The 24,459-nt window shown below is 57.8% G+C and carries 14 protein-coding genes; 11 read left to right on the top strand and 3 right to left on the bottom strand.

Translation table 11 applies throughout. The features are described from left to right. The first annotated feature begins 2 nt into the window (after window positions 1-2). The 4 genes from KUE00_RS12530 (at window position 3) to KUE00_RS12515 (ending at window position 7,016) form a co-directional block, all read left to right on the top strand. A complete protein-coding gene (locus tag KUE00_RS12530) occupies window positions 3-3,788 on the top strand; it encodes a cellulose biosynthesis protein BcsC (protein ID WP_246760227.1) in 3,786 nt (1,261 codons plus the stop codon). Next, window positions 3,788-4,255, top strand: a complete 468-nt coding sequence (gene bcsD / locus KUE00_RS12525) for a cellulose biosynthesis protein BcsD (RefSeq protein ID WP_246760226.1) — start codon at window positions 3,788-3,790, stop codon at window positions 4,253-4,255. The genes KUE00_RS12530 and bcsD overlap by 1 nt, the downstream gene beginning before the upstream one ends. Window positions 4,256-4,266: 11 nt before the next feature. Continuing rightward, the gene (locus KUE00_RS12520; protein WP_246760225.1) at window positions 4,267-5,265 is read left to right on the top strand and encodes a family 8 glycosyl hydrolase; all 999 of its coding nucleotides are present in this window, start codon (window positions 4,267-4,269) and stop codon (window positions 5,263-5,265) included. 239 nt (window positions 5,266-5,504) lie between these two features. Next, window positions 5,505-7,016: a phospholipase effector Tle1 domain-containing protein gene (locus KUE00_RS12515; protein WP_246760224.1), complete on the top strand. Its 1,512-nt coding sequence runs from the start codon at window positions 5,505-5,507 to the stop codon at window positions 7,014-7,016. Between the two features lie 177 nt (window positions 7,017-7,193). On the opposite strand, the gene bcsG is transcribed toward KUE00_RS12515, so the two are convergent. Genes bcsG through bcsE form a run of 3 tightly spaced genes read right to left on the bottom strand, consistent with a single transcriptional unit; the run spans window position 7,194 to window position 10,560 of the window. After that, entirely contained in the window at window positions 7,194-8,843 is a 1,650-nt protein-coding gene (gene bcsG, locus KUE00_RS12510; protein ID WP_246760223.1) for a cellulose biosynthesis protein BcsG, read from the bottom strand. Next, entirely contained in the window at window positions 8,840-9,025 is a 186-nt protein-coding gene (bcsF, locus tag KUE00_RS12505; RefSeq protein ID WP_246760222.1) for a cellulose biosynthesis protein BcsF, read from the bottom strand. The genes bcsG and bcsF overlap by 4 nt, the downstream gene beginning before the upstream one ends. Further along, on the bottom strand, window positions 9,022-10,560 hold the full coding sequence (gene bcsE, locus KUE00_RS12500) for a cellulose biosynthesis protein BcsE (protein ID WP_246760221.1): 1,539 nt from the start codon (window positions 10,558-10,560) through the stop codon (window positions 9,022-9,024). The genes bcsF and bcsE overlap by 4 nt, the downstream gene beginning before the upstream one ends. Before the next feature lie 175 nt (window positions 10,561-10,735). Here bcsE and bcsR point away from each other — a divergent pair, with 175 nt between their 5' ends. From bcsR to KUE00_RS12465, 7 genes are all read left to right on the top strand, one after another. Then, the gene (bcsR, locus tag KUE00_RS12495; RefSeq protein ID WP_246760220.1) at window positions 10,736-10,930 is read left to right on the top strand and encodes a cellulose biosynthesis protein BcsR; all 195 of its coding nucleotides are present in this window, start codon (window positions 10,736-10,738) and stop codon (window positions 10,928-10,930) included. Continuing rightward, entirely contained in the window at window positions 10,930-11,658 is a 729-nt protein-coding gene (gene bcsQ, locus KUE00_RS12490) for a cellulose biosynthesis protein BcsQ (RefSeq protein WP_246760219.1), read from the top strand. The genes bcsR and bcsQ overlap by 1 nt, the downstream gene beginning before the upstream one ends. Further along, window positions 11,655-14,249, top strand: coding sequence for a UDP-forming cellulose synthase catalytic subunit (gene bcsA, locus KUE00_RS12485; RefSeq protein ID WP_246760218.1), 2,595 nt, complete (start codon window positions 11,655-11,657; stop codon window positions 14,247-14,249). The genes bcsQ and bcsA overlap by 4 nt, the downstream gene beginning before the upstream one ends. Before the next feature lie 203 nt (window positions 14,250-14,452). Beyond that, window positions 14,453-16,798 (top strand): cellulose biosynthesis cyclic di-GMP-binding regulatory protein BcsB, encoded by a 2,346-nt coding sequence (gene bcsB / locus KUE00_RS12480; RefSeq protein ID WP_425523583.1) that lies wholly within the window; start codon window positions 14,453-14,455, stop codon window positions 16,796-16,798. A gap of 17 nt (window positions 16,799-16,815) precedes the next feature. Continuing rightward, window positions 16,816-20,265 carry a cellulose synthase complex outer membrane protein BcsC gene (gene bcsC, locus KUE00_RS12475; RefSeq protein ID WP_246760359.1) on the top strand — a complete coding sequence of 1,150 codons (3,450 nt, stop codon included), beginning with the start codon at window positions 16,816-16,818 and terminating at the stop codon, window positions 20,263-20,265. Window positions 20,266-20,419: 154 nt separating this feature from the next. Further along, window positions 20,420-22,408 carry a biofilm formation regulator HmsP gene (gene hmsP / locus KUE00_RS12470; RefSeq protein ID WP_246760216.1) on the top strand — a complete coding sequence of 663 codons (1,989 nt, stop codon included), beginning with the start codon at window positions 20,420-20,422 and terminating at the stop codon, window positions 22,406-22,408. Window positions 22,409-22,963: 555 nt separating this feature from the next. Then, entirely contained in the window at window positions 22,964-24,250 is a 1,287-nt protein-coding gene (locus KUE00_RS12465; RefSeq protein WP_246760215.1) for a dicarboxylate/amino acid:cation symporter, read from the top strand. Window positions 24,251-24,459: the final 209 nt, after the last annotated feature.

Raw genomic sequence — 24,459 nt, 5'->3', positions numbered from 1 at the left:
AGATGAATGTAAATAAAACGCTGATCGCCCTTCGTCAGCTGTGGCTGCCGGGCCTGGTGCTGACGGCAAGCGCATTTCCGGTACTGGCGGCTGAAAACCCGGCCATCCAGGCGCTGTTTGATCAGGCCAACTACTGGCACCAGAAGGCACATGACGAGCTGGCGCGCGACGCGCTAAACAAAGTGTTAATGGTGGACGGCAACAACGTTCAGGCGCTTTATCTGATGGCGCTGTGGGCGCAGCAGAGCGGCGACAGCGCGGCCTCGACCCAATGGCGCGAGCGGCTGAGCCAGGTTTCTCCCGGCAATGCGAAGCTCAGCGAGCTGGATAACGCACGCCAGCTCCAGTCTATTCCAACGGCGCAGCTCGCGCTGGCGCGCCAGCAGGCGCGCGGCGGCAACATTGCTGCTTCGCTGCAAACCTGGCGCAACACTTTTAGCGGTAACGAGCCGCCAGCCAGCGTGGCCGCTGAATATTATCTGACGATGGCGGGCGATCGTACGTTGCTGCCGCAGGCTATCGATGCCCTACAGCAATTCGCCACCGCGCATCCGCAGGATACCGGCGCAAAGCTGGCGCTGGGTAAGGCGCTGACCTATCAGGAATCGACGCGTCACGAGGGCATACAAATTCTGAGCGGCATGGCGGACGGCAACGAGGATGCCGATCGCTCGCTGCGTCAGGCGCTGCTGTGGCTTGGCCCGAAACCGGAAGACGCGCCGCTTTACCAGACTTATCAACAGCGCCATCCGCAAGATCGTGCGGTGATGGACTATTTCCGTAAAAACGCGGGCGGGGCAGAAAAAGGCGAAGGCTTTACCGAGCTGAACAGCGGCAACGTTTCCGGCGCGCAGACCGCTTTCGCTCACGTTTTGCAGGCTAACCCGGAAGATGCCGATGCGCTGGCGGGGCTGGGCTACGTGGCGCAGCGCAGCGGGAACTATGCCGCCGCCGCAGATTATCTGGAACGCGCGGCGAAGCTGGGCGGCGATAACAGCGAGCAGCGCCAGAAACAGGCCGCCGACGCGCGTTTTTATGGCCAACTGGCCAGCGCGCAGCAGGCGCTGAAAACGGGCGATACGGCGCAGGCGCTAAGCCTGAGCGAACCGCTGACGCAGGCCGAAGGCGAGAAAGGCGTGGCGGCGAAGCTGTTCCGTGCCGACGTGCAGCGCCGCAATAACCAGCTGGACGCCGCCGAGCAAACCTATCGCGCAATTTTACAAAGCGATGCGGATAACCGCGCGGCGAAAGAAGGGCTGTTTTACGTTCTGCGCCAGCAAAATCGCGGTAGCGAGGCCAACGCGTTGCTCTCTTCCCTGCCGGAAAGCGTGCGTGCAAGCGTCGCGCCACGTCCGGGCACCACCAGCGATCCGCTGCGACGTGAAGCGAAGCAGGCGCTTGCGGCAGGTAACCCACAGCGCGCCATTACACTGTTGACCACCGGTATCCAGCGCTTTCCGAATGACCCATGGCTACGGCTCGATCTGGCGCGTCTCTATCAACAGCAGGGCGATAGCGCGCAGGCGGCTGGCGTCATGCAGCCCGCTTTCCGCCCCTCGGCCAGCAGCAACGACATCTATGCCGCCGCGCTGTTTGCCAGCGAAAGCGGTGCCTGGCAGCAGGCGCAAATGCTGCTGTCGCGGCTGCACAACCAGAACGGTGAAATGCGCGAACTGTCGCGCCGCGTTAACTTCAATCTGCAAATGGCGGTAGCGCAGCAGTATCTGGCGCAGGGTTCTACCGTCGCTGCCGCCAACACGCTGAAGGCGCTGGCACTCACGCCACCCGCCAATCCGGCGGATGCAGGGAAGCTGGCGAAAGGGCTGGCCGCCGCTGGCGATCTTAATAGCGCCGTCGCCGTAGTGCGCAATAATATGCAGCGCGGCGTACAGGGCAACGCGGGCGATTACGCGGCCCAGGTCGCCGTACTTAATCAGGCCGGGCTAAGCAGCGAAGCGCAAAGCTTCCTCAATAATCCTGAACTTCAGGCAAAAAGTACGCCAGAGCAGCTGGCCGGTATTCAGAACGGCTATCTGATCAACGAAGCCGATCGTCTGCGTAGCCAGGGTAAATATGCGTCGGCCTATGACAAGCTGATCGGCGCGCTGCAACACGATCCGCAAAACAGCGATCTGATGTTCGCGATGGGCCGGCTCTATCAGTCCGGTAAAATGAACAAAGAAGCGGGCGTGGTTTACGACTATCTGATGACGCGCGATACGCCGGACCAGGATGCGCGCGTCGGCGCTATCGATGTGGCGCTGGCCATGCACGATCTGCCGAAAGCAAAAGCGCTGATGGCCGGGCTGCATGGCGAACAGACGCCGCAAAGGCTGCTGCTGATGGCGCGCGTGGCCGAAGCCGAGGGCGATCACCAGCAGGCGCTGGCTTACCTGCGCACCGCACGCGGCAAGATGATTGGCCTGCAGGAGGCGGAAAGCGGCTCGACGCCAACTATTGGTGGACTGGCGCTGGCGGACAATCCTTTCGTCAACCGCACCACGCTGAATGCCAGGAAATCGCCGTCCGCCTACGGCGGCGTGATGCCGTGGCAGCAGGGCCAGACGGAAGACGGCTCTGTACCTGACGGAACAAAAGTCGTTTCGCAGCAGGCGCAGACGCTGCATCAAATCGATACCATGATGGACGATTTACAGGAACGTACCGGCACCTGGGCGCAGGGTGGCGTACAGGTCAGAGGGCGCGACGGCGAATCCGGCCTGAGCAAGCTGACCGAAGCCAAAGCGCCGCTGACCTGGTCAAGCGTGCCTTATGGCAACACGCGCTTTAACTTTACGCTGACGCCGGTCACGCTGAGTGCAGGCAGCGCGTCGGACACCGCTATTGCCCGTTCAGGAACGCAGGCGCTGGAGCAGGGCCGCATCGCGCAGGCGAATAAAATTACGCCATCCAGCGTGCTGCTGGACTCACCGGGAGCGCAAACCGCTTCCGGCGTGGAAGTCAATCTGGGCCTGACCAACGACAGCTTCAAGGTTGACCTGGGTTCCACGCCGCTGGGCCAGGATCTCAGCACGCTAGTGGGCGGCATTCAGTGGTCGCCAAAGCTGACCGACTATCTGACGCTGATCCTGACCGGCGAACGCCGCGCCGTGACCGACAGCCTGCTTTCCTACGTCGGTACCGAAGACAAGCTGAGCGGCAAAAAATGGGGCCGCGTGACCAAAAACGGCGGCGACGCGCTGTTGAGCTACGATAACGGCGATGCCGGTTTCTATATTGGCGCAGGCGGCTACAGCTATATCGGCGAAAACGTGGCCAGCAACCAGAGCCTGAACGGCACGGCGGGCGCTTACGTACGTCCTTATCACGACGACAACAGCGAGCTGAAAACCGGCATCAGCATGAGCTGGATGGATTTCTCGAAAAACCTGAGCTACTACAGCTACGGTCAGGGCGGCTACTTCAGCCCGCAAGATTTTGTCGCCGTTTCTTTCCCGGTGGACTGGAGCAAAAACTACGACGATCTGAAGGTAAAAGTCGGCGGTTCCGTGGGTTATCAGTCTTACTCCCAGGATCGCAGCGCGTACTTCCCGACCGATCCGGCAAAACAGGCGCAGCTGCAAAGCTATTATGACGCCGGATACGCCACCGAAGCTTACTATGCGGGCGGCAGTAAAAACGGCATTGGCTATAATCTGCATGCGGGCGCGGATTATAAGGTGAGTAAAGATGTCACCGTTGGGGGCCAGCTGGGTTATGACACCTTTGGCGACTACAACGAGAGCACTGCTCAACTCTACTTCCGCTACATGCTCGGAGACAAATAATGAGTGACATTCAGGAACAAACCCTGAGCTACTATCGCCAGCAGCAGTACCAGCCCGGCTGGTTCGATCTGCTGAGCGTGATGATTGGCGGCATGTTGCGCAACGCTGGCGAAAGCGAAAGCCATGCTTTTTTACAGCAGATGGGCGACAACCTGGCCAGCCGCTATCCGCTTAGCGCCGCGCTGACCGTGGGCGAGCTGGAAAAGCAGATTAACCAGGTGCTGGCGCGCTTTAACTGGGGATTTGTCGACGTGCAGCCGCATGAAACCGCGCTGGTGATTTGCCATATGGCGCTGCCACCGGGCGACGGACAGATGGACGCCCGCCAGTGGCGTCAGGCACTGGGCGCGGTATTGACCGGACTTTATGCCCGCTGGCTGAGCGATCAGGGCGGCAGTCCCGCCGTTGCGCTGACCTGCTCCGATGTCGGCAGCGCGGCTTCGCTTACTTTCCGCTATCAGATGTAAGGAACATAATTATGATTCTGCTCAGGGCGAGCGTGTTGATGATTGCAATGATGCTGGGCTGCATGCAGGCCAGCGCCGCCGACGGCTGGAGCAGCTTTAAAAGCCGTTTTATGACCAGCGAAGGCCGCATTCAGGACACCGGCAATAAAAATATCAGCCATACCGAAGGGCAGGGCTATGGGATGTTGCTGGCGGTTGCGGCCAACGACCGCAGCAGTTTTGACAGCCTGTGGAACTGGACGCAGAAGCACCTGAAGAATCAGAAAAACGGGCTGTTTTACTGGAAATATATTCCTGACGCTGCCGATCCGGTGGCGGATAAAAACAGCGCGTCGGATGGCGACCTGCTGATTGCCTGGGCGCTGCTGAAAGCGGGCCAGAAATGGCAAAATAACGCTTATTTGCAGGCATCTGACCGTATTCAGCGGGCTATTGTCGATAAAGAAGTCACGACTTACGCTGGCCATACGGTGATCCTGCCTGGCGATCAGGGCTTTAATAAAACCAGCTACGTGGTGGTCAATCCGTCCTATTTCCTGTTCCCGGCATGGCGTGATTTTGCCGCGCGTAGCCATTTGAAAGTCTGGACCAACCTGATCGACAGCAGTATGGATCTGCTGACGAAAATGCGCTTTGGCGAAACAAATCTGCCGACGGACTGGGTAGCGCTAAACGCCGACGGCAGCGTCGCGCCTGCCATTGGCTGGCCGCCGCGCTTTAGCTACGATGCCATTCGCGTCCCGCTTTACCTTTACTGGTATGACGCGCAAGGCTTACAGCTGGTGCCTTTCCAGCATTTCTGGATGGGCTTCGACCGCGATAAAACCCCGGCGTGGATCGACGTCACCAACAACAATAAGGCGCCTTACAATATGGCGGGCGGCCTGCTGGCGGTGCGCGACCTGGTGATGAACCAGACTGGCTATCTCAACGATCAGCTGACGGATAAACAGGATTACTATTCCGCCAGCCTGCAGCTGCTTTCCTGGCTGGCTTATAAAAATCAGTAGCTGATTTATACCGCGCAACGGTAGCTATCGTTGCGCGGTGTTTTAACTGTCGTATGCGTCCTGTCCTGCGCACTCTCCATTGACCCTCCGTTAATAAAAGCTTTTTACCATAAAAGCCAACCTTCTGAATAAATTACCAATTTTTGGGCTAAAGCCCGTAAATTTCGCAAGGGCCAGGCCATTGTGTATCACCGCAGCGGCGGGCTTACTGGGCGCTTCACCAACCACCGGACACCCAGATGAGCCTGTTTTTGCGCGCCTCTGCGGACGGCCAGAGCGCATCAGAAAAAGCTGCCGTCACTTTTACCCTTGGCATTTTCTTTGACGGCACAACCAATAATGCGCTGAATATTCGCCGTCGGCTGGAAGCCAGCGCGCTGGACGATCTCCGGCTGGAAGACAGCGATGCGCTGGAGGCCTGGACAGAAGCAGCCAGCGCAGACTTAGGGCTTGGCGGTCGGGCCATCACCAGCCATATCGGCTATTACACCAACATTCACTGGCTTAACATGCTGTACGCCACCGACCTTACCGAGGGGCAGATCCAGCAGAACCTTTACATTGAAGGCATCGGTACGGCAGAAGGCGAGGCGGACACGGCGCTAAGCATGGCGTTTGGTACGGGCGAAAGGGGCATTGTGGCTAAAACTGATAAAGCCGTTGCCGCTATAGTCGAGGTTCTGCGCGGCTTCGTTATCCGGCAACCGAACCTGATTATTAATGAACTTCAGTTCGATATTTTTGGCTTTAGCCGTGGCGCCGCCGCCGCCCGCCATTTTGCTAACCGGGTTTTCTACCGGGACGATGAAATTATTGCTGCGATTAAAAGAGGACTGGAGGGCGTGGAGTATCGCGGGACGGCCGCCGGAAAAACGCGCTTTCTGGGGCTTTTCGATACGGTAGCCGCCGTCGCCACGCTGGAAAACGGCATGGATCCCAACAGCGCAGACAATGGCGATGTCATGCTGGAACTGCGTCCCGGCGTGGCGGAGAAAGTTTTTCATCTTACCGCACAGCACGAATGCCGTTTTAACTTTGCGCTAAACAGCGTACAGCCAGCCTGGCCGGAAGTGGCGCTGCCCGGCGTGCACTCGGATATCGGCGGCGGCTATCATGCGGTAGAAGAGGAAGTCTGCTTTTTAACCCGCCCACGGTTTGAAACCGTGCCGCTAACCACGGCTGACGATGCAACCAGAGTTTACCGTGCTGCCAGCGAAGAGCTGAAAGCGCTGCGCCGCTATCCGACCATTGCCCCTTACCTGGAGAGCGGTGAGGTAGAAATCTGTACCTGGTCTGATGATTGTATAGCCGCCGATCGTTACGGGATGCTGCAAAAACGCAGCGGGGCGGCAGTGGTGCTGCGGCGCAAGGCGCACAATGACTGGGCGAAGATAGCGCTCAGAGTGATGATCGATGCCGCTACGGCGGCGGGCGTGGCGTTTAACGCTATTGATGACGCGGGGGAAGCGCTGGCTTTGCCGTCGCAACTCCAGCATCTCTGTGACAAGGCCATCGCGTTGAGCCACGCCGTGCGTCATGGTCGGGAAACTGTCGGCTTTACCGAAGCGGAAATTAACAGGCTGGCGGCAGACTATCTGCACTGTTCCGCAAACTGGAACACGGTGACGACGGATGCTGACGGCAAAGTTACCGGCGCGGTAAAAGCGGTCGAGCTTGCTTCCTTTGTTAACCGGCCCGACGCACAGTGGCGGCGCACGGTTTATAATCTGAACGGTGAAAAGATGAGCTGAGTGCGGTGCCGCACGCTGAAATGTGCCGCCGCCTGTAGGACAGGATGATGAGCACAGGCGAATGCCGGCTGCTTTAATGACCGCATAAAAAAGCCTGAGCGGCTTAGCGCTGCTCAGGCTTTTAACAGTCCACAACGGTTTGAACCTTATGGCCGACTGCACAGCCAGCCTGCTTTCTTACTGTGGATAAGCGACCCAGTCGCCGCCGTTCAGCCTTATCCAGGGTTTTCCCTGATACATCATCACGATGGCGTTGTCGTTTTCCGATACCACCTGGCTTTGCGGCAGGTTTTCGGTCAGCACCGACATATTGACGTTAGCGGCGTTAAACACCTGTCCGTCCACCACGCGGGAGACCAGGTCGGAAATCGCCAGCAGGCTGGTTGGCGCATCTACCACCAGCGGCTGTCCCTGATGCGGCGCTTTCATGCCAACGAACTTAATGCCAACGGGCACGTGCGTGATGCTCGGGCTTGGGATATCGCGCAGGCCTGACATCTGCATTTTGTCACCTTGCAACGCTGCGCCGTGCTCCGGCACCACCAGAACCATCACGCGACGGCCTGATTTCTCCAGGTTAGTCAGGAAGGTATCAAGCTGATCGAACAACAGTTTGGCGCGCGGCTGCCAGGCAGCGGTTTTGGTGCTGCCCAGTTCTCGCGTGCCGTCGTGCAACGGGATCAGGTTATAGAAGGTGGCGGTACGGGCATCCGCGCTTTTCTGGCGGTTATCCAGCCAGCGCTGCATCAGCTCGCCATCGTTAAAGACCGGCGTGCTGTCAAACGAGGTCCACGACGGATTGATACCCGCCTGCGACATCAGCGGCGCTTGCAGATCGCCATCGTCGCGCAGTTCCTGCAGATAGTTACCGAATACGCCAGTATGGTCCATCATCAGCTGCTCTTTAAAGCCCAGCTTCGCCAGATTATCGAACAGATAGCAGCGCTGATCGGCAGGCTTATACAGATCGCTGTGCGAGGTCTGGCCGCAGCTGGCGCGCAGCAGACGGATACCCGCCGGGCCGCTGTAGCCGGTCGCGGAGTTGTAGTTGTTCAGCACGATATCAAAGTGCTTCCACAGCGGATGATCGCGCAGCTGCGCCACGTCCAGATCGGACCAGGAGAGCGAACAGATGTTGATGACCAGAATATCGAAAGGCGCGGAATCGGCAGGCAGCGAATCCGGGAAACGCGTGGTGCGCTGCTTTTCGCTCTCGTAAAACTTATTAAGATAGGCGGTCAGATTGGCGCTGGTGGGCGGCGCGGATTGATCCATCGCGTTGGCGCTGGCGGCGGCCTTGTTGGGCTGGGCTGCGGTATTCAAGGCGACCGGCGGCGTCGCTTCTTTACTGGGAAGAAGCACAAAGGAAGGCCCCGCCATATTCACCACGTTGATCCACAGCAGCATCAGCGAAACCAGTACAGACACGCGCACCCAGTGCGAAATAAACAGGTAGATCACCAGCATCACAAAACCGACGCCGACCATTTGCCAGTTCACAAAGCGATTAACCAGGTCCAGCAGATAAGCGCCGGAGAAGCCGACCAGCTGGCTCCCTTCGCTGGCGATACTTTGCGGGCCGGGCAGCCAGGTGTCGTGCCAGAACAGACCCAGCCCAATCGGAACAGAGATCCAGTTGCGCCAGCGATGCAATCTTGCGGAAGGCAGCGGAAAAAGCAGCCAGGCGAGAAACACCAGGTTAGTCAGCGCGTGGAAGTTCAGATAACCAAACCACAACAGCGCAAATTTAATCAGGAAATAAAAATTCCAGCCGCCGAGACCGCGCCAGCGCAGCAGAACAGCCGGTTGGCTTGTTGGTTGACTCATGTCTTATCCGATTCTGAAGAGTTACGCCGCCAGATGCCTTCATATTTCAGTGCGCGAGGCGGCGTGACCCGCAGCACCAGCCCTCGCCACTGCCGGGGCAGCCAGCGAGCGTAAACAGGTTTTAATAAAATCAGCAGCAGAACCAGCAGGATCAGGATCTGCACGTCATCTGTTAATGTCATGGTGTATTGTCCGCCAGGTCCTGGCCCAGAGTGATATTGTGCGGCTGGCGACGCTCTGCCGTAACGGGCGCGGGCGTCGTCGTTTCCTGCTGCGGCGCTGGCGCATCGCGCCAGGCGGTCGGCACCTGCGTTGTCATCTGCCGGACTTCCGACAAAATCTGCAAATCTTCATACCAGACCAGCCGGTTAGTGAAGATTTCGTCGTGCGGCAGCTGGAAAATGAATTTCAGCGCGGTATCCAGATCGCTAAAGCGGCAGGAAGAGAGAAACAGGTAAAGCCTGTCATCCAGCAGCGTGACCAGATCGCCGTAGCGACGCGGTTTGCAAAGGGTCAGCGCCTGTTCGGTCTTTAGTTCGGGCACCGGGCGCAGCGCCACCAGCAGCCCTTTACCATTTTCCGGCAGCAGCGTGTTGTTGACCAGCAGCGTCACCGACTGGCAAAACTCCGTTAGCGGCAGATAACCGCGCTCCTGCAAAGGCTGCATTGATTTCATCAGCGCTTGCAGATCGGCAGGCACGTGACGGTTATACGACTGTCCCTGAATACCTTCCAGCATGGTCAGAAAGCGGGACATAGAAGCGTTAACCGGCACAATACTGTTGACGCCGCAGGCCAGCAGCAGGCGCTCATCGCTGTAGCGCAGTGACGGACGCATTTCACGCACGACAATCTTCAGGCCGCTACCGCGCGTGCGGCGCAGAGCGTGGATCTGTTCCGCCAGCGCGGGGATCTGGTCGTTATGCTGCAAAGTAAAGATGATCGTCGAGGCGTTCGCCTGCTGCGCGCGGTTATACAGCTCACCATTATTATCAAACAGCGTCCACTGGCTCGAAAGCGGCGGCGCGCCTTCCAGCACCGATTTTTCCGCCAGATATAGCGTTTCGTCGTTCAGCGTCAGCGGCGTACTCTGCGCCTGCTCCAACAGCGTAAACTGGTCCGCATTCAGTACCAGACGTAATGCACGATCGGCCAGCATACCGCCGCCGTTTGCCCACCAGTTAATGCGGTAGTCCCAGCTGTCCTGCTGCCAGTCCAGCTGCGCCAGGCCATCAACGTGGCGATAAAGGGTCTGTAGCTGCGTACGCAGTCCGTTGATTACTGAAGAAAAGCTAATGATTAGCAGCGTGATGGGTTTAGCGCTAAGAAAGTTTTGTAGCCGTTTTGTCCACAGCCGCAACTCTTCCGGGCTTAACTTTTCCCACAGGGAAGCCGGGGCAAAAAACAGGACCAGACGAGGTTTTTCCGGCAGCACGCGCGCTAAATCGTCAGTAAAAGCCAGCAACGCTTTCCGGGTTTCCGGCAGAGAAAAAAGTGGGATAGAGGCCGGCCCGCCAGTAGGGGCTGGCGTCAGTAGCGATTCGGGCGTCAGGCCTGCGCTAATCAGCGTTACCGAGCGTTGGGCGGCAATACACTGACGCGCTAAAACGCGGGCATCTTCCTGCCGGTTGGCGGTCAGCCAGTAGCATCCCGACGGCTGCATCAGCATCAACTCATCTCTGACCTGGGCAAATCCTAACGTAAATGGAGGTGTCATAAGATATTTCGCAACCCGGCTTGTTCCACGGCTAGAGTGTAGCCCAGTTAAAAAATGAAGGAGCATCATTGTATTCTGGCTAATATACATTACAACTTATAGCAAACCGACATAAACTAGACCTAAGAATTTTCTGGTGCGGATAATTTTTATTCTGCCGCTTGGGGCTATCACTATGAGTCAATTATCGGATACCGCGCTGCCGTCAGCGCGCGAATCGCAGGATGATATTCTGGCGCTGGAGCGCGCTTTTTCACTACAAAACTGGCGCTATATCGATATCGATCGCCAGGAAAGACTGGCCGGAATTATGAACCGCTGGCCGCTGCTGGCGGAATTGTCCGGCGCATCGCAGCATAAGGGGCAGTGATGGCGGTTATTGCGCTACAGGGCGTCAGAGGCGGAGCAGGCGCGACTTCATTGACCGCAGCCCTTGCCTGGGCGCTCAATCGCCTTGGCGAACAGGTCATCACCGTCGATTTATCCGCCGATAATCTGCTGCGAATGCACTTTAATATGCCCGTTGGACAATCCCGTGGCTGGCTGCGTGCCGCCTTCGACGGCCTGCCCTGGCAGCAAAGCGCATTGCGCTACGCGCCCGGCCTGGATTTTATTCCTGCGGGCAGAGTGAATGACGATGAGCGGATGACCTTCATTCGCGATCCGGAACGCTATAGCCGCAGCTGGGCGACGCAGATTGCAGAGTTAAAGAAGCTCTATCCCTGGATTTTGCTGGATGTCCCGGCTGGTGATACGCCCTGGACGCGAGCCATGCTGGCGCTGGCCGATCGCGTGCTGGCCATCGTCGTGCCGGATGCCAACTGCCATATTCGTCTGCATCAGCAAACATTTCCGCACAACTCGCTGTTTTTGCTCAACCAGTTTTCGCCGGTCAGCAAGGCGCAGCAGGATCTGCATCAGCTTTGGGTTAACAGCCTGAGAAATTTTATCCCTTTAACCATTCATCGTGATGAAGCCATGGCGGAAGCATTGCTGAATAAGCAGCCGCTGGGCGAATATCGGCCACACTGCCTGGCGGCAGAAGGTATGACGACCTTCGCCAACTGGGCGCTAATCAATCTGCGGGAAAAATCATGAGGCTGCTGCGCTGGCTACTAATGCCGGATATCACCGCGGCGCTTCATCGGCGCTATGCAGGCTATCGTCAGCACGGCGCGGCTTCCGTCACGGCAGCTATCCAGTGCTTTTGGGTTGCGCTCGGCTGGACTTTGCTGCGTTTTGAAACGCCTGCCTGGCAGCGCGTACAGGCGCAGCGTCGGCGTCTTTATCCGCATATTTCGCCGGAAAGGCCGCATCCGGCGGATATTCTGCGCTATCTGCTGCAAACGCTCTGGCTGCTGCTGGTGATCCCGTTCAACGGCGTATCGCTCAGCGACCGCGCGGGCCGCTATACATTAAGGACGCGGCGCCAGCGCTTTTACAACTGGCTGGATAAGCTGCCGGAACGGGCCGAAGCGCGCAATGTAGAAAGTAAAGCCGAGCGGCAGCTGCGGCGCCTGCCCGGCTGGCTGCGGAAAACGCTGTTCGGCGTGGCTATCGTCATGGCCACGGCGCTGGCGATCCTCTGTATTTCCCAGCCGTTCGATCTTTTCACGCAGTTTATTTTTGTGCTGCTGCTGTGGGGCGTGGCGATGGTGGTGCGGCGCATTCCCGGCCGTTTATCGACCATGATGCTGATCGTGCTGTCGCTGACTATCTCCTGCCGCTATCTGTGGTGGCGCTATACCTCGACGCTGAACTGGGACGATCCGCTAAGCCTGACCTTCGGCGTCCTGCTGATTGCGGCGGAAACCTACTCCTGGGTCGTGCTGATCCTGGGTTATTTCCAGACGCTGTGGCCGCTGAACCGTCCACCCGTTTCGATGCCGGAAGATATTACGACCTGGCCGACGGTGGATCTGCTGGTGCCGACCTATAACGAGCCGCTGAGCGTGGTGAAGCCTACGCTGTATGCCGCGCTGGGCATCGACTGGCCAAAGGATAAGCTTAACGTTTACGTGCTGGACGACGGTAACAGGGCAGAGTTTCGTGCCTTTGCCGAGGAGATCGGCGTGCACTATATTGCGCGGCCGACGCACGAGCATGCCAAAGCGGGCAACATCAACCATGCTTTGCGTACCGCATGCCGCAGCGAGTTTGTGTCGATTTTTGACTGCGACCACGTGCCAACACGCTCGTTCTTACAGATGGCGCTGGGCTGGTTTGTGAAAGATCCGAAGCTGGCAATGCTGCAAACGCCGCACCACTTCTTCTCGCCCGATCCTTTTGAGCGCAACCTGGGCCGTTTTCGCCGTACGCCAAATGAAGGTACGCTTTTTTATGGCCTGGTACAGGATGGCAACGACGTTTGGGACGCAGCCTTTTTCTGCGGTTCCTGTGCGGTGATTCGGCGTACCGCGCTGGATGAAATTGGCGGCATTGCGGTAGATACCGTTACCGAAGATGCGCACACCTCGCTGCGTCTGCATCGAAAGGGCTATACCTCGGCCTATATCCGTATTCCGCAGGCGGCGGGTCTGGCGACCGAAAGCCTGTCGGCGCATATCGGACAGCGTATTCGCTGGGCACGCGGCATGGTGCAGATTTTCCGGCTGGATAACCCGCTGTTTGGCAAAGGATTAAAACTGGTACAGCGCCTTTGCTACGCCAACGCCATGCTGCACTTTTTATCGGGTATTCCGAGGCTTATCTTCCTGCTGGCGCCGCTGGCTTTCCTGTTGTGTCACGCCTACATCATTTTTGCGCCCGCGCTGGCCATTGCCATTTTCGTGCTGCCGCACATGTTGCATACCAGCCTGACCAACTCACGCATTCAGGGGCGCTGGCGACATTCGTTCTGGAGTGAAGTGTACGAAACCGTGCTGGCATGGTATATCGCGCGGCCCACCACCGTGGCGCTGTTCAATCCGCACAAAGGAAAGTTTAACGTGACGGCGAAAGGCGGCCTGGTCGAGCAGCAGCATCTCGACTGGGTGATCACGCGGCCTTATATGTTTTTGGTACTGATTAACGTGGCCGGTCTTATCGCTGCGGTCTGGCGCCTTAACTATGGTCCGCCGAACGAAATTCTGACGGTGTTCGTCAGCGTGATCTGGGTAATTTACAACATGATTATCCTGGGTGGCGCGGTAGCGGTTTCCGTTGAAGCGCGTCAGCTCCGCGAGGCGCACAGGGTGGAGATTGCCATGCCTGCGGCGCTGGCGCGTGAAGATGGTCACATGCTGCCCTGTACGCTGCGTGACTACTCGGACGGTGGCGTGGGCCTGGAGCTACGGGAAGAGAACCTGCTGAAAGAGAATGAAAAAGTCTGGCTTTTGCTGCGCCGTGGGCAGCAGGAGTTCAGTTTTCCCTGTTTTGTGCAGCGAACCTTTGGTCGCCGTGCCGGTATCCGCCTGCATGAGCTGACCACCGAACAGCATGTTGAATTTATCCAGTGTACTTTCGCGCGCGCCGACACCTGGGCGCTGTGGCAGGACAGCTTTCCCGAAGATAAACCGATGCAAAGTTTTGCCGACATTATGGTGCTGGGCTTTAAGGGCTATCTGCGTCTGGCAGAGTATGGGCCGCAGCCGCTGCGCGGGCTGTTTGCCGTACTGACGCGTTTAACCGCCTGGTTGGCTTCATTTTTCCCGAAGGGCGTGGGTCGCAACGATCCCACACTCCTCTGACTCAAGTTGATGATGAAACGATGACGAGAAAATTACCCTGGTTTACCGCTTTATTAATGGGTGCTATGCCGCTGGCGCATGCGGGGCCGCAGCCGATAATCCATCTGGACGCGCCTGCCGACGCCGGGCTTTCCATGCCTGCTACACCGATGGCTCCATCGGCTATGCCGGTCGCTGAAAATCCTGTGCCTGCCGCATCGGCTATGCCGGTTGCTGTCGAGGATGCCGCATCTGCCGCATCGGCTATGCCGGTTGCTGTCGAGGATGCTGCATCTGCCGCATCGGCTATGCCGGTGGCTACCGGAGAGTCTGCGCCTACCGCATCTTCCACGTCCGCTACTACCGAAGATTCTGCCTCTGCCGCACCTGTTAATATTGCTCCTGCTGCGCCGGTTCGCGACGTGACGCAAACCTTCGCGCAGATTGCGCCGCCGCCAGGCGTGTTCAACCTGACGGGAACGCGCACTCAGGGCCAGATTGAATTTGGCGTGCGCAGTGACGAAGTGGTGACCAAAGCGGTGCTAAATTTGAGCTACCGCCCTTCGCCTTCGCTGCTGCCTTCCCTCTCGCATCTGAAAGTCTATCTGAACGATGAGATGATTGGCCTGGTGCCGGTTACTCAAGAGCAACTGGGCAAGACCAACCAGATCCAGCTGCCGCTCGACCCGCGTTTTATCGGCGACTTTAACCGCATCCGTCTGGAGCTGGTCGGCCACTATACCAACCTGTGTGAAAACCCGGCTAACAGCACTATCTGGATGGATATCGGCAAAGACAGTTCGCTGGCGCTGACGCTACAAAAGCTGCCGGTACAGGACGACCTCTCTCACTTCCCGGAACCGTTTTTCGATACCCGCGATAATCGTCCACTGGTCCTGCCGATGGTGTTCGCCGACTCGCCCGATCTGGGACAGCAGAAAGCCGCCGCCGTGCTGGCTTCATGGTTTGGCACTAAAGCAGACTGGCGCGGTCAGTCCTTCCCGGTGCTTTATAACCAGCTGCCGGATCAGCAGCATGCCGTCGTGTTTGCCACCAACGATAAACGCCCGGACTTTTTAAAAGCGATGCCGCCGGTAGACAAGCCGACTATCGCCATCGTCAATCAGCCGCAGAATCCTTATGAGAAAATGCTGCTGGTTTTAGGCCGTGATGATAACGATTTGCTGAAAGCGGTGCAGGGCATTGCCCAGGGCGACGTACTGCTGCGCGGCCAAAGCGCGACGGTAGATGAAGTTAAAGAACTGGCGCCTCGCAAACTGTATGACGCTCCAAACTGGGTACGTACCGACAGACCGACCACCTTTGGCGAACTACAGCAATATGCCAATCAGCTACAAAGCGATGGGTTACAGCCGAACCCAATCGCGGTGACGCTGAAACTGCCGCCGGATCTTTTCCTCGTCCGCGCGCGCGGCATCGATATGAAGATTAACTATCGCTACACCACGCCGCTTCAGGACGATGGCTCAAGGCTGGCGGTTAATCTGAATAACCAGTTTGTGCAGGATTACCCGCTGCCGGGCAAAAAGGATAACGGCAAGCAGCTGCTGCGTATCCCGCTGATTCAGGGACTTACCGACGGCAGTACGCAGCTGACTATTCCGGCGCTGCGTCTGGGAGTCGTTAACCAGCTGCGTTTCGACTTTGATTACGCCAGTATCTTTATCGGTGGCACTTATAACAATGCCACCAACGAAGGACGCTGCGAAACCGTCAGTGCGGTGCCAAACCATGTGGTGATTGACGACAATTCCACAATCGATTTCTCCGGCTATCGTCACTATATGGAAATGCCGTCGCTGCGCGCCTTTGCTAATGCGGGATTCCCGTTCAGCCGCAACGCCGATCTGGCGCAGACGCTGGTGCTGGTTAACAGCCATCCTGAAGCGGACAAGGTCAGCGCGCTGCTGAACGCGTTGGGCAACATTTCCGCGCAAACCGGTTATCCGGCGCTGAAAGTGCAAATGACCGACGACTGGAGCAAAGCCAAAGGGCAGGATGACGATCTGCTGATGATTGGCGAAATTCCGCAGGAGCTAAAGGACGACAGCAAAATCAACCTGCTGGTAGAGGCGACGAAAAGCCAGGTTAACAAGCCTAACCGCCAGAACGATTTCTCTACCCAGCCTTTGTCGAATGACGACATGCATGCAGAAAGCCAGACCGCCATTAGTTCGGCAGGCCCGATGGCGGCAATCGTCAGCTTTAAATCGCCTTTCTTTGACCAGCGCAGCGTCGTAGCGCTGTTAGCCGACAGTCCGCGTGCATGGCAGTTGCTGAACGGCGCGCTGATCGACAGCGGTAAACGCGCGGCGATTTTTGGTTCAGCATCGATTATCCGTGAATCCGGCGTAAACAGCCTGCGCGTGGGCGATACCTGGTACGTCGGCCATTTGCCATGGTGGGAACGCGTCTGGAACACGCTGGCAACGCATCCGGTACTGCTGGCGCTGTTTGCCGCCGTCGTCGTGATTCTGTTCGCGCTGCTGTTGTGGCGTTTAATGCGCAGCATAAGCCGCCGCCGTTTGGGCGATGAGGACGATCTATAGTGAACTCGCGTTGGATAATGCCAGCGTTGCTGCTGCCGCTGGGCTGCATGTCGGCCCAGGCGGCGGAAGTTTCGCCCCTTGACTGGCTGCTGCAACAGGTGCGGGTCGGTGAAGCGAGCAACAAGTTCGATCTGGTGAGCCAGTCGCTTTATCGCCTGGAGAAGATTGCGCCGGACAACCCGCAGGTACTGGCGGCGCAGATCCGGCAGGATCTGCGCATGGGGCAGCAGGATCGGGCGCGGGAGAGGCTGGCGAGGCTGAAAAAGATCGCGCCGGACTCGCCAGCGACTCGCCAGGCGGAAGCAAACCTGCTGCTGATCACCGACGAAGGCCGACAGCAGCTGCAACAGGCAAGGCTGCTGTCCGCTTCCGGACATCTGCCGGAGGCGCGCGCGGCCTGGGACAAGCTTTTTCACGGCGTTTTTCCTTCCAGCGACCTGGCGCTGGAATACTGGCGGCTGGTGGCGCGTCTGCCTGACCAACAGGGGCAGGCTCTGACGCAGTTACAGGCACTGGATCGCGATGCGCCGGGCAATATTAATGTCGAAATGGCCATTGCGCAGATGCAGCTAAGCCAGGACAACCGCGCGGCGGCGATTAAGCAGCTGCAGGAAGTGGCTAACGAACCGGCTGGCCGCGACCAGGCCGCGGAGCTATGGCTAAGCGACATCAAATCACAGCCGGTTACGCCGCAAACCGTGGCGCAGCTGCAAACCTATCTGGCTACTTTTACCAGCGACAAACCGCAGGCCGACGGCCAGCTTGAGCTGGCACGGCAGCAGAAAATGTTGGCCGATCCCGCTTATCAACAGCGGCTTCGTGGGCTGGCATTGATTGATAAAGGCGAAAGCAATGCGGCCATTCCGGCGCTGCGCGTGGCCCTGCAGGCCAGTCCGAACGATCCGGCGCTGCTTGGCGCGATGGGCCAGGCACTGGCGCGCGCCAACAATCGCGAAGAGGCAGACGGCTATTTTCAGCGTGCCATCGCGGCAGACGCTGAAGGGACAGATATCGGCAAATGGAAAAGCCTGTTGCAGTCTAACCGCTACTGGCTGGCTATCGCCGCAGGTGATAAGGCATTAGCTGCGGGCGACATTCGCGGGGCGACGCGTAGCTATCAGCAGGCACAAAGCCTGGACAGTACCGACGGCTATGCGCTAATCGGTCTGGGCGACGTGGCGCTGGCGCAAAAAAATGCGCAGGCGGCGGAAGGACTTTTCCGTCGGGCGCGGCAACTCGATCCCGGTAATACCACGGCGGTGCAGCGGCTGGTTAACCTTTACCAGCAGCAGTCGCCAGAGAAAGCGCTGGCCTTTATCAACGGGCTACCGGCTGCGCAAAAACGTTCGCTCGGTACAACTCTCGCCAGCCTGCGCAGCAGTACGCTAAGCGCGGAAGGCGATAAGCAGGCGGCGACAGGACGCTGGGCGCAGGCGGCGGAACTCTATCGCCAGGCGCAGCAGGGCGCGCCGGATGATATCTGGCTGAACTACCGGCTGGCTGGCGCGCTACGCCAGGCGGACCAGCGGCAGGAAGCAGACCGGCAGATGGCCGCGATGGCACAGCGGCAGCCGGGCGTGCCGACGCAGGTTTATGCCTATGCGCTGTATCTTTCCGGCAGCGATCGCGCCAGTGACGCGTTGCGGCAGCTGCATGCGTTGCCTGCGGATAAATGGGATCAAAACATTAAAGATCTCAACAGCCGCCTGGAAACGGATACGGTAGTGGCCCGCGCCGGACAGCTTCGCGCCAGCGGGCAGGAGAGCCAGGCCGTGGCGTTACTCAATCAGCTTCCGCCTTCCAGCCGTATTACGCTGACCGAAGCGGACTGGGCACTGGAGCGAGGCGACGCACAGCAGGCGCTGGCACGCTATCGTGAAGTCAGCGCAAAAGAGCCGCAAAACAACGACGCCCGCCTGGGGGAAATCGAAGCGCTGGTAGCGTTAAAAGATCTGCCGGCCGCGAAGGCACGGCTACAGGCATTGCCCGCAACCGTGGCGGAAGAGAGCGTTAATACCGGCCGCCGCGTGGCCAATGCGGCGCAAAGCGTTGGCGATGCCGATCGTGCCGCCATGCTGTATGGCTTGCTCAAACCAAAGGCGGCCAAAGAGATGCCTTCGCAAAGCAGCGCGCTGGTATTCCGCGACGCGGCTCGCCTGGAGGCCGCACAAAACCAGCCTGCCGCCGCGCAGTATGACTATCGCCAGGCGATGGTCGCCAGCGGCATTACGGCTACGCCGCCGCAAAGCACGGAAGATTACACGCGGCTAACGCGTAACAATGAGCAGGACGACTGGCTGAAACGCGGCATCCGCAGCGAAGCGGCCGACCTGGCACGTCAGCAGGACACGACGCTAACGCTGGCAGAAGATTACGCCAGGAATAAAGGCACCGGCGGCGTCTCTGATTTTACCGCGCATACCACTATGATGCAGGCGGAAACGCCGCTGGCGCAGGGCAAGGGCTGGCTGCGGCTGGATAACGTAGATCTGTCGGCAGGCACTTTTTCGCCGAACAGCCTTGGCAATATCAATGAAACCTTCGGCACCTGCGCTAACGGCGACGCAACCTGTAACCGCGATTTCCGCCAGCATCAGAACGGCACCAGCGTTGGCATTGGCTACAACAGTGATAAATGGTCAGCGGATATCGGTACCACGCCACTGGGCTTTGAGGTGACTAACTGGGTCGGCGGCTTTACCTGGAACACCAGCGTAAAAGATCTTGGTGTCTCACTGACCGCTTCGCGCCGTCCGATTTCCAGTTCGCTGCTGGCCTATGCTGGCGCGCGCGATCCCAATACCGCCAGCGGTAAAACCTGGGGCGGCGTGGTCGCGACCGGCGGCGCGGTTGGCCTGAGCTATGACAAAGGCGGCCCGCACGGCGTCTGGGCCGACATCAGCGCGCACCAGATTACCGGAGAGAACGTCAAGGATAACTCCCGCGAGCGGCTGATGGTGGGCTACTACTATAAGCTGCTTAACGAAAACAACCGTCGAGCGACTATCGGCCTGAACGGCATGCTGTGGCACTACGCGCGTGATTTAAGCGATTATTCTCTGGGCCAGGGTGGCTACTACAGTCCGCAAACCTATAACTCGCTGTCCGTCCCCTTAACCTGGCGTCAGCGCACGGACAACTGGTCTTTCGATCTGGGCGGCTCCGTTTCCTGGTCCCATTCCCGCACTAGCGGCGAGCCGCGCTATCCGTTGAGCTTCGGCACGCTGACCAGCGATAACCCATCCAGTAGCAGTAGCAGCAGCAGCGGTTTTGGCTATACGCTACAGGTGGCGGTGGAACGCAGGCTGAGCGCACACTGGACGCTGGGGCTGGGTATGGATATCCAGCAGGCGAAAGATTATACGCCAAGCCACGGCATGATTTATCTGCGTTACTCGATGGCCGGTTGGGAAGGGGATTTAGATATGCCGCTTCAGCCGCTGACGCCTTATGCAGACTTTAAGTAGCGTTTTGCGTCGTTCTTGCGGGAATTTTCCCTCGGAAAAGGCTTAATCGCTCGCCAGCCGAAAAGGGATACCTTAACAAGCGCCTCTCATAGGATATACTCAGGGCTGTTTTTGCCGCCGTCCCCGGCGGCATTCAGCTTTGCGGAGAACAGGCTTGCGCGTTAGTCGTTCATTAACGATAAAACAGATGGCGACGGTATCGGGCGTTGCGGTAGTCACCATTTCTGTCTTTATCGTCATTCAACTTTTTCATTTTGTGCAGCAGCGCAGGATTGACTATGCCCAGCAGATGGAAAACGTCGCGCATACCGTGCGTCAACCGCTGTCGCAGGCGGTACTCAAGGCGGACATCGGCCAGGCCGAACGCATTCTGAATTCGCTTAAGCCCGCCGGGATCCTGGCGCGTGCCGACGTCGTTCTGCCGGGTGGTTTACAGGCGCTGCACGCTGACTTTGCCCCAACAAAACCGGTGCCAAAGCTGATTGCTAAAATCTTCGAGCTGCCCGTGCAGATCACCGTGCCGCTCTATTCGGTAGAGCCTTCCAATCCCAAACCGCTGGCGCTGCTGGTATTGCAGGCGGATTCATGGCGCGTTTACCAGTTTATTCTCAGCGCGCTCTCTACCATGGTCACCACCTATCTGCTGCTGGCGCTGATCCTGTCAGTCGCTATCAGCTGGTGTATCAACCGGCTGATCGTCCGGCCGCTGCGCAGGATCGCGGTTGAGCTGCGCGACCTGCCGCCGCAGGAAACCATTGCTCATCAGTTGAAGCTGCCCGACCGCCATCGCGACGATGAGCTGGGTATGATGATCCGCAGCTATAACCATAACCAGCAGATTATTGAAACGGTCCATGACGAAATGAGCCGTCTGACCACGCGCTTTGCGTTAACCAACCTGCCCAACCAAACGCTGTTTCTGGCGCTGCTGGAGCAGCATTTAAACGCCGTTGCGGAAAAAGATATTTTTACGCTGCTGGTGCTGCGTATTGAAACCCTACAGGAAGCCAACGGCGTCGTGACGGACGAGCAGCGTGACGTGCTGGCGCTGGCGCTGCTGGATAAAATCCGCAACTGTATCGACAGCCAGACGGTTATCGGCCAGCTGTCCGACAGCGACTTTGTGCTGTTAATGAAGCGAGCCAGCACGCCCGAACGCGCGATGCGCATGGCGCGTTTGTTGCAGATACGCCTGACCCAGGCGGTAGCGCTACAGCAGATGCAGGTGCGGCCCACTATCAGCATTGGCATGGCGGCACGTGAAGATAGCCATCTTAACGCACAGGATCTCTTAAACCGCGCCGCTTCGGCGATGATGTCGGCGCGCCTGGAAGGCAAAAACCAGATTCTGTTTTTCAATCCGTTGATGACTGAACGAGCCCACAGGCGGCTGACGCAGGAGCACGATATTCTGCAAGGTTTGAGCGACGGTCAGTTTGCGCTGTTTTTACAGCCGCAGATTGATATGCGCAGCGGCCAGCCCGTCGGAGCAGAAGCGCTGCTGCGAATGCGTCAGCCGGACGGAAGCTGGAGCCTGCCGGAAGATTTGATTGTTAACGCAGAAGAGTCTGGCGTGATCACCGCGCTGGGACGCTGGGTCTTTGAGGAAGCCTGCCGCGTGCTGGCTGACTGGCAAAAGCGCGGGATTACCCTGCCGCTCAGCGTCAATATTTCTGCCGTACAGCTGCGCGAGGCGGATCGGGTGGCGCATCTGCGCGAGCTGATCCAGCAGTATCAAATCAAGCCGGGCAGCCTGATGCTGGAAATTACCGAAACGGCGCAGCCGGGAGAACCGGAGCTGGTGCTGCGGCTGCTGAACGACTTACAGCAGGCGGGCGTTTCCGTGGCGCTGGACGATTTCGGCATGGGCTACGCTAACCTGAACTGGCTAAGCCAGTTTAAGTCACTGCCGGTCAGCAAGCTGAAGATGGATCGCAGTTTTGTCTGCATCCTGCCGGAAGACGATACGATGGTGCGCATCGTTGCGGCTATCGCGGATATCATCAAGCTGGACGTGATTGCTGAAGGGGTAGAAACCTGCGACCAGCGCGACTGGCTGCTGGCACGGGGTATTCAAATCGGCCAGGGCTATCTCTATTCCGAAGCGCTGCCGGTTGCGCAGTTCGAGCAGCGCTATTTTTGACGGCGTGCGTATCGGGCAAGCGCCAGACGCGTAACAAAGGAACGCCGCTGGCTACTCTGCGGCCAGGCAGGCAGCGGAAACCGGGCCTGTTTATATTACGGAACGAGGTAAACCTGCGCGCGTATGCTTACTTTGCATGAGCCGTCACGCGTTGATAACCGGCGTCAGGTAAACCTGCGCGCGTATGCTTACTTTTGCAGGGTATAAAAGGCTGACCGGCTTGCGTCGTAATATTCAGGGCGCGCTTGCCATGCCGGGTGTGGCGGATATCGAATTCGAACCAGAGCGCGATAACGTCATTTTCAGACCTCTGGCATCAGACTGCTCAACCCCCGGGCGTGGCCTGATAGCCGTTAACGCTGCTTTTTTACTCTGTCCCTTCGCCCCGCTTTGGACATGTTTTGCTAGCTGAAGTGATTCAGCTCATAAAATTACATGTCCGATCTGGCTATATGTGTCAATTTATATCAATCCGGTTAACGTAGTGTTATTTTTGGCCTGTAGCCCATTATAACTATAGCAATGTCGCCTTCCCCAGGTGTTAACGGATACTTTATGAAAACTTCCCTGTTCAAAAGCCTTTATTTTCAGGTGCTAACCGCGATCGCTCTCGGTGTAGTACTGGGCCATTTTTATCCAGAGTTAGGCGCACAGATGAAACCGCTGGGCGATGCTTTTGTTAAGCTGATTAAAATGATTATCGCGCCGGTCATCTTCTGTACGGTAGTGACAGGGATTGCCGGCATGGAGAGTATGAAAGCCGTTGGCCGTACCGGTGCGGTAGCGCTGCTTTATTTCGAAGTAGTCAGTACTATTGCGCTGATTATCGGTCTGGTGGTGGTTAACGTGCTGCAGCCGGGCGCGGGAATGAATGTCGATCCCGCCACGCTGGACGCAAAGGCCGTTGCCGTTTATGCGCAGCAGGCCGAGCAGCAGGGCATCGTCGCTTTTCTGCTGGATATTATTCCCGGCAGCGTGATTGGCGCTTTCGCCAGCGGTAATATTTTACAGGTGCTGCTGTTCGCCATCCTGTTTGGCTTCGCGCTGCACCGTATGGGCGATAAAGGCACGCTGGTGTTTAACTTTATCGACAGCTTTTCGAAGGTCATTTTCGGCATTATCAATATGATCATGCGCCTGGCACCGATCGGGGCTTTTGGCGCAATGGCCTTTACGATTGGTAAATATGGCGTCGGTTCGCTGGTACAGCTCGGCCAGCTGATTATCTGCTTCTATATCACCTGCGTCCTGTTTGTGGTGGTGGTGCTGGGGCTGATTGCCCGTATCACGGGCTTTAATATCTTCAAATTTATCGCCTATATCAAAGAAGAATTACTGATCGTACTGGGTACTTCTTCGTCAGAATCGGCGCTGCCGCGCATGCTCGACAAGATGGAAAAGCTGGGCTGTAAGAAGTCGGTGGTCGGACTGGTTATCCCGACCGGTTATTCATTCAACCTCGACGGCACCTCTATTTATCTGACGATGGCTGCCGTATTTATCGCCCAGGCAACCAATGCGCATATGGATATTGTGCATCAGATTACGCTGCTGGTGGTGCTGCTGCTGTCGTCAAAAGGCGCGGCTGGCGTAACGGGAAGCGGCTTTATCGTGCTGGCCGCCACGCTGTCCGCCGTCGGGCATTTGCCGGTGGCGGGCCTGGCGCTGATTTTAGGTATCGATCGCTTTATGTCCGAAGCGCGCGCGCTGACTAACCTGGTCGGCAACGGCGTGGCAACGGTATTCGTGGCGAAGTGGGTCGATCAGCTGGATAAGAAACAGCTAAATGAGACGCTTAATGCCTCGAAAAAGGCGAAAAATCTGTCAGAAACCCATCGCTAAGCCGCCAACGGCGTAAATATTCCCCCTGAATGCCCATCGCGACTTGCCCTCGCGACGGGCATTTGCATAATAACCCCCATTGTTTGAACATTTTTTACTTTTCGCTGGGACATCCCCGCTGACGCGTGGTCTAACAAACTGTCCGTTGGCCTCCTGAGTTATCCTTCATCCTGATAGCCGCAGGCCGTAGATCGCCAGTGATTTTTTTG

Origin of the sequence: Erwinia phyllosphaerae, assembly GCF_019132875.1 — a bacterium.
GTDB lineage: Bacteria > Pseudomonadota > Gammaproteobacteria > Enterobacterales > Enterobacteriaceae > Erwinia > Erwinia phyllosphaerae.
Note: the sequence above shows the minus strand (reverse complement) of the source record. Positions and strands in the feature narration are given on the sequence as shown.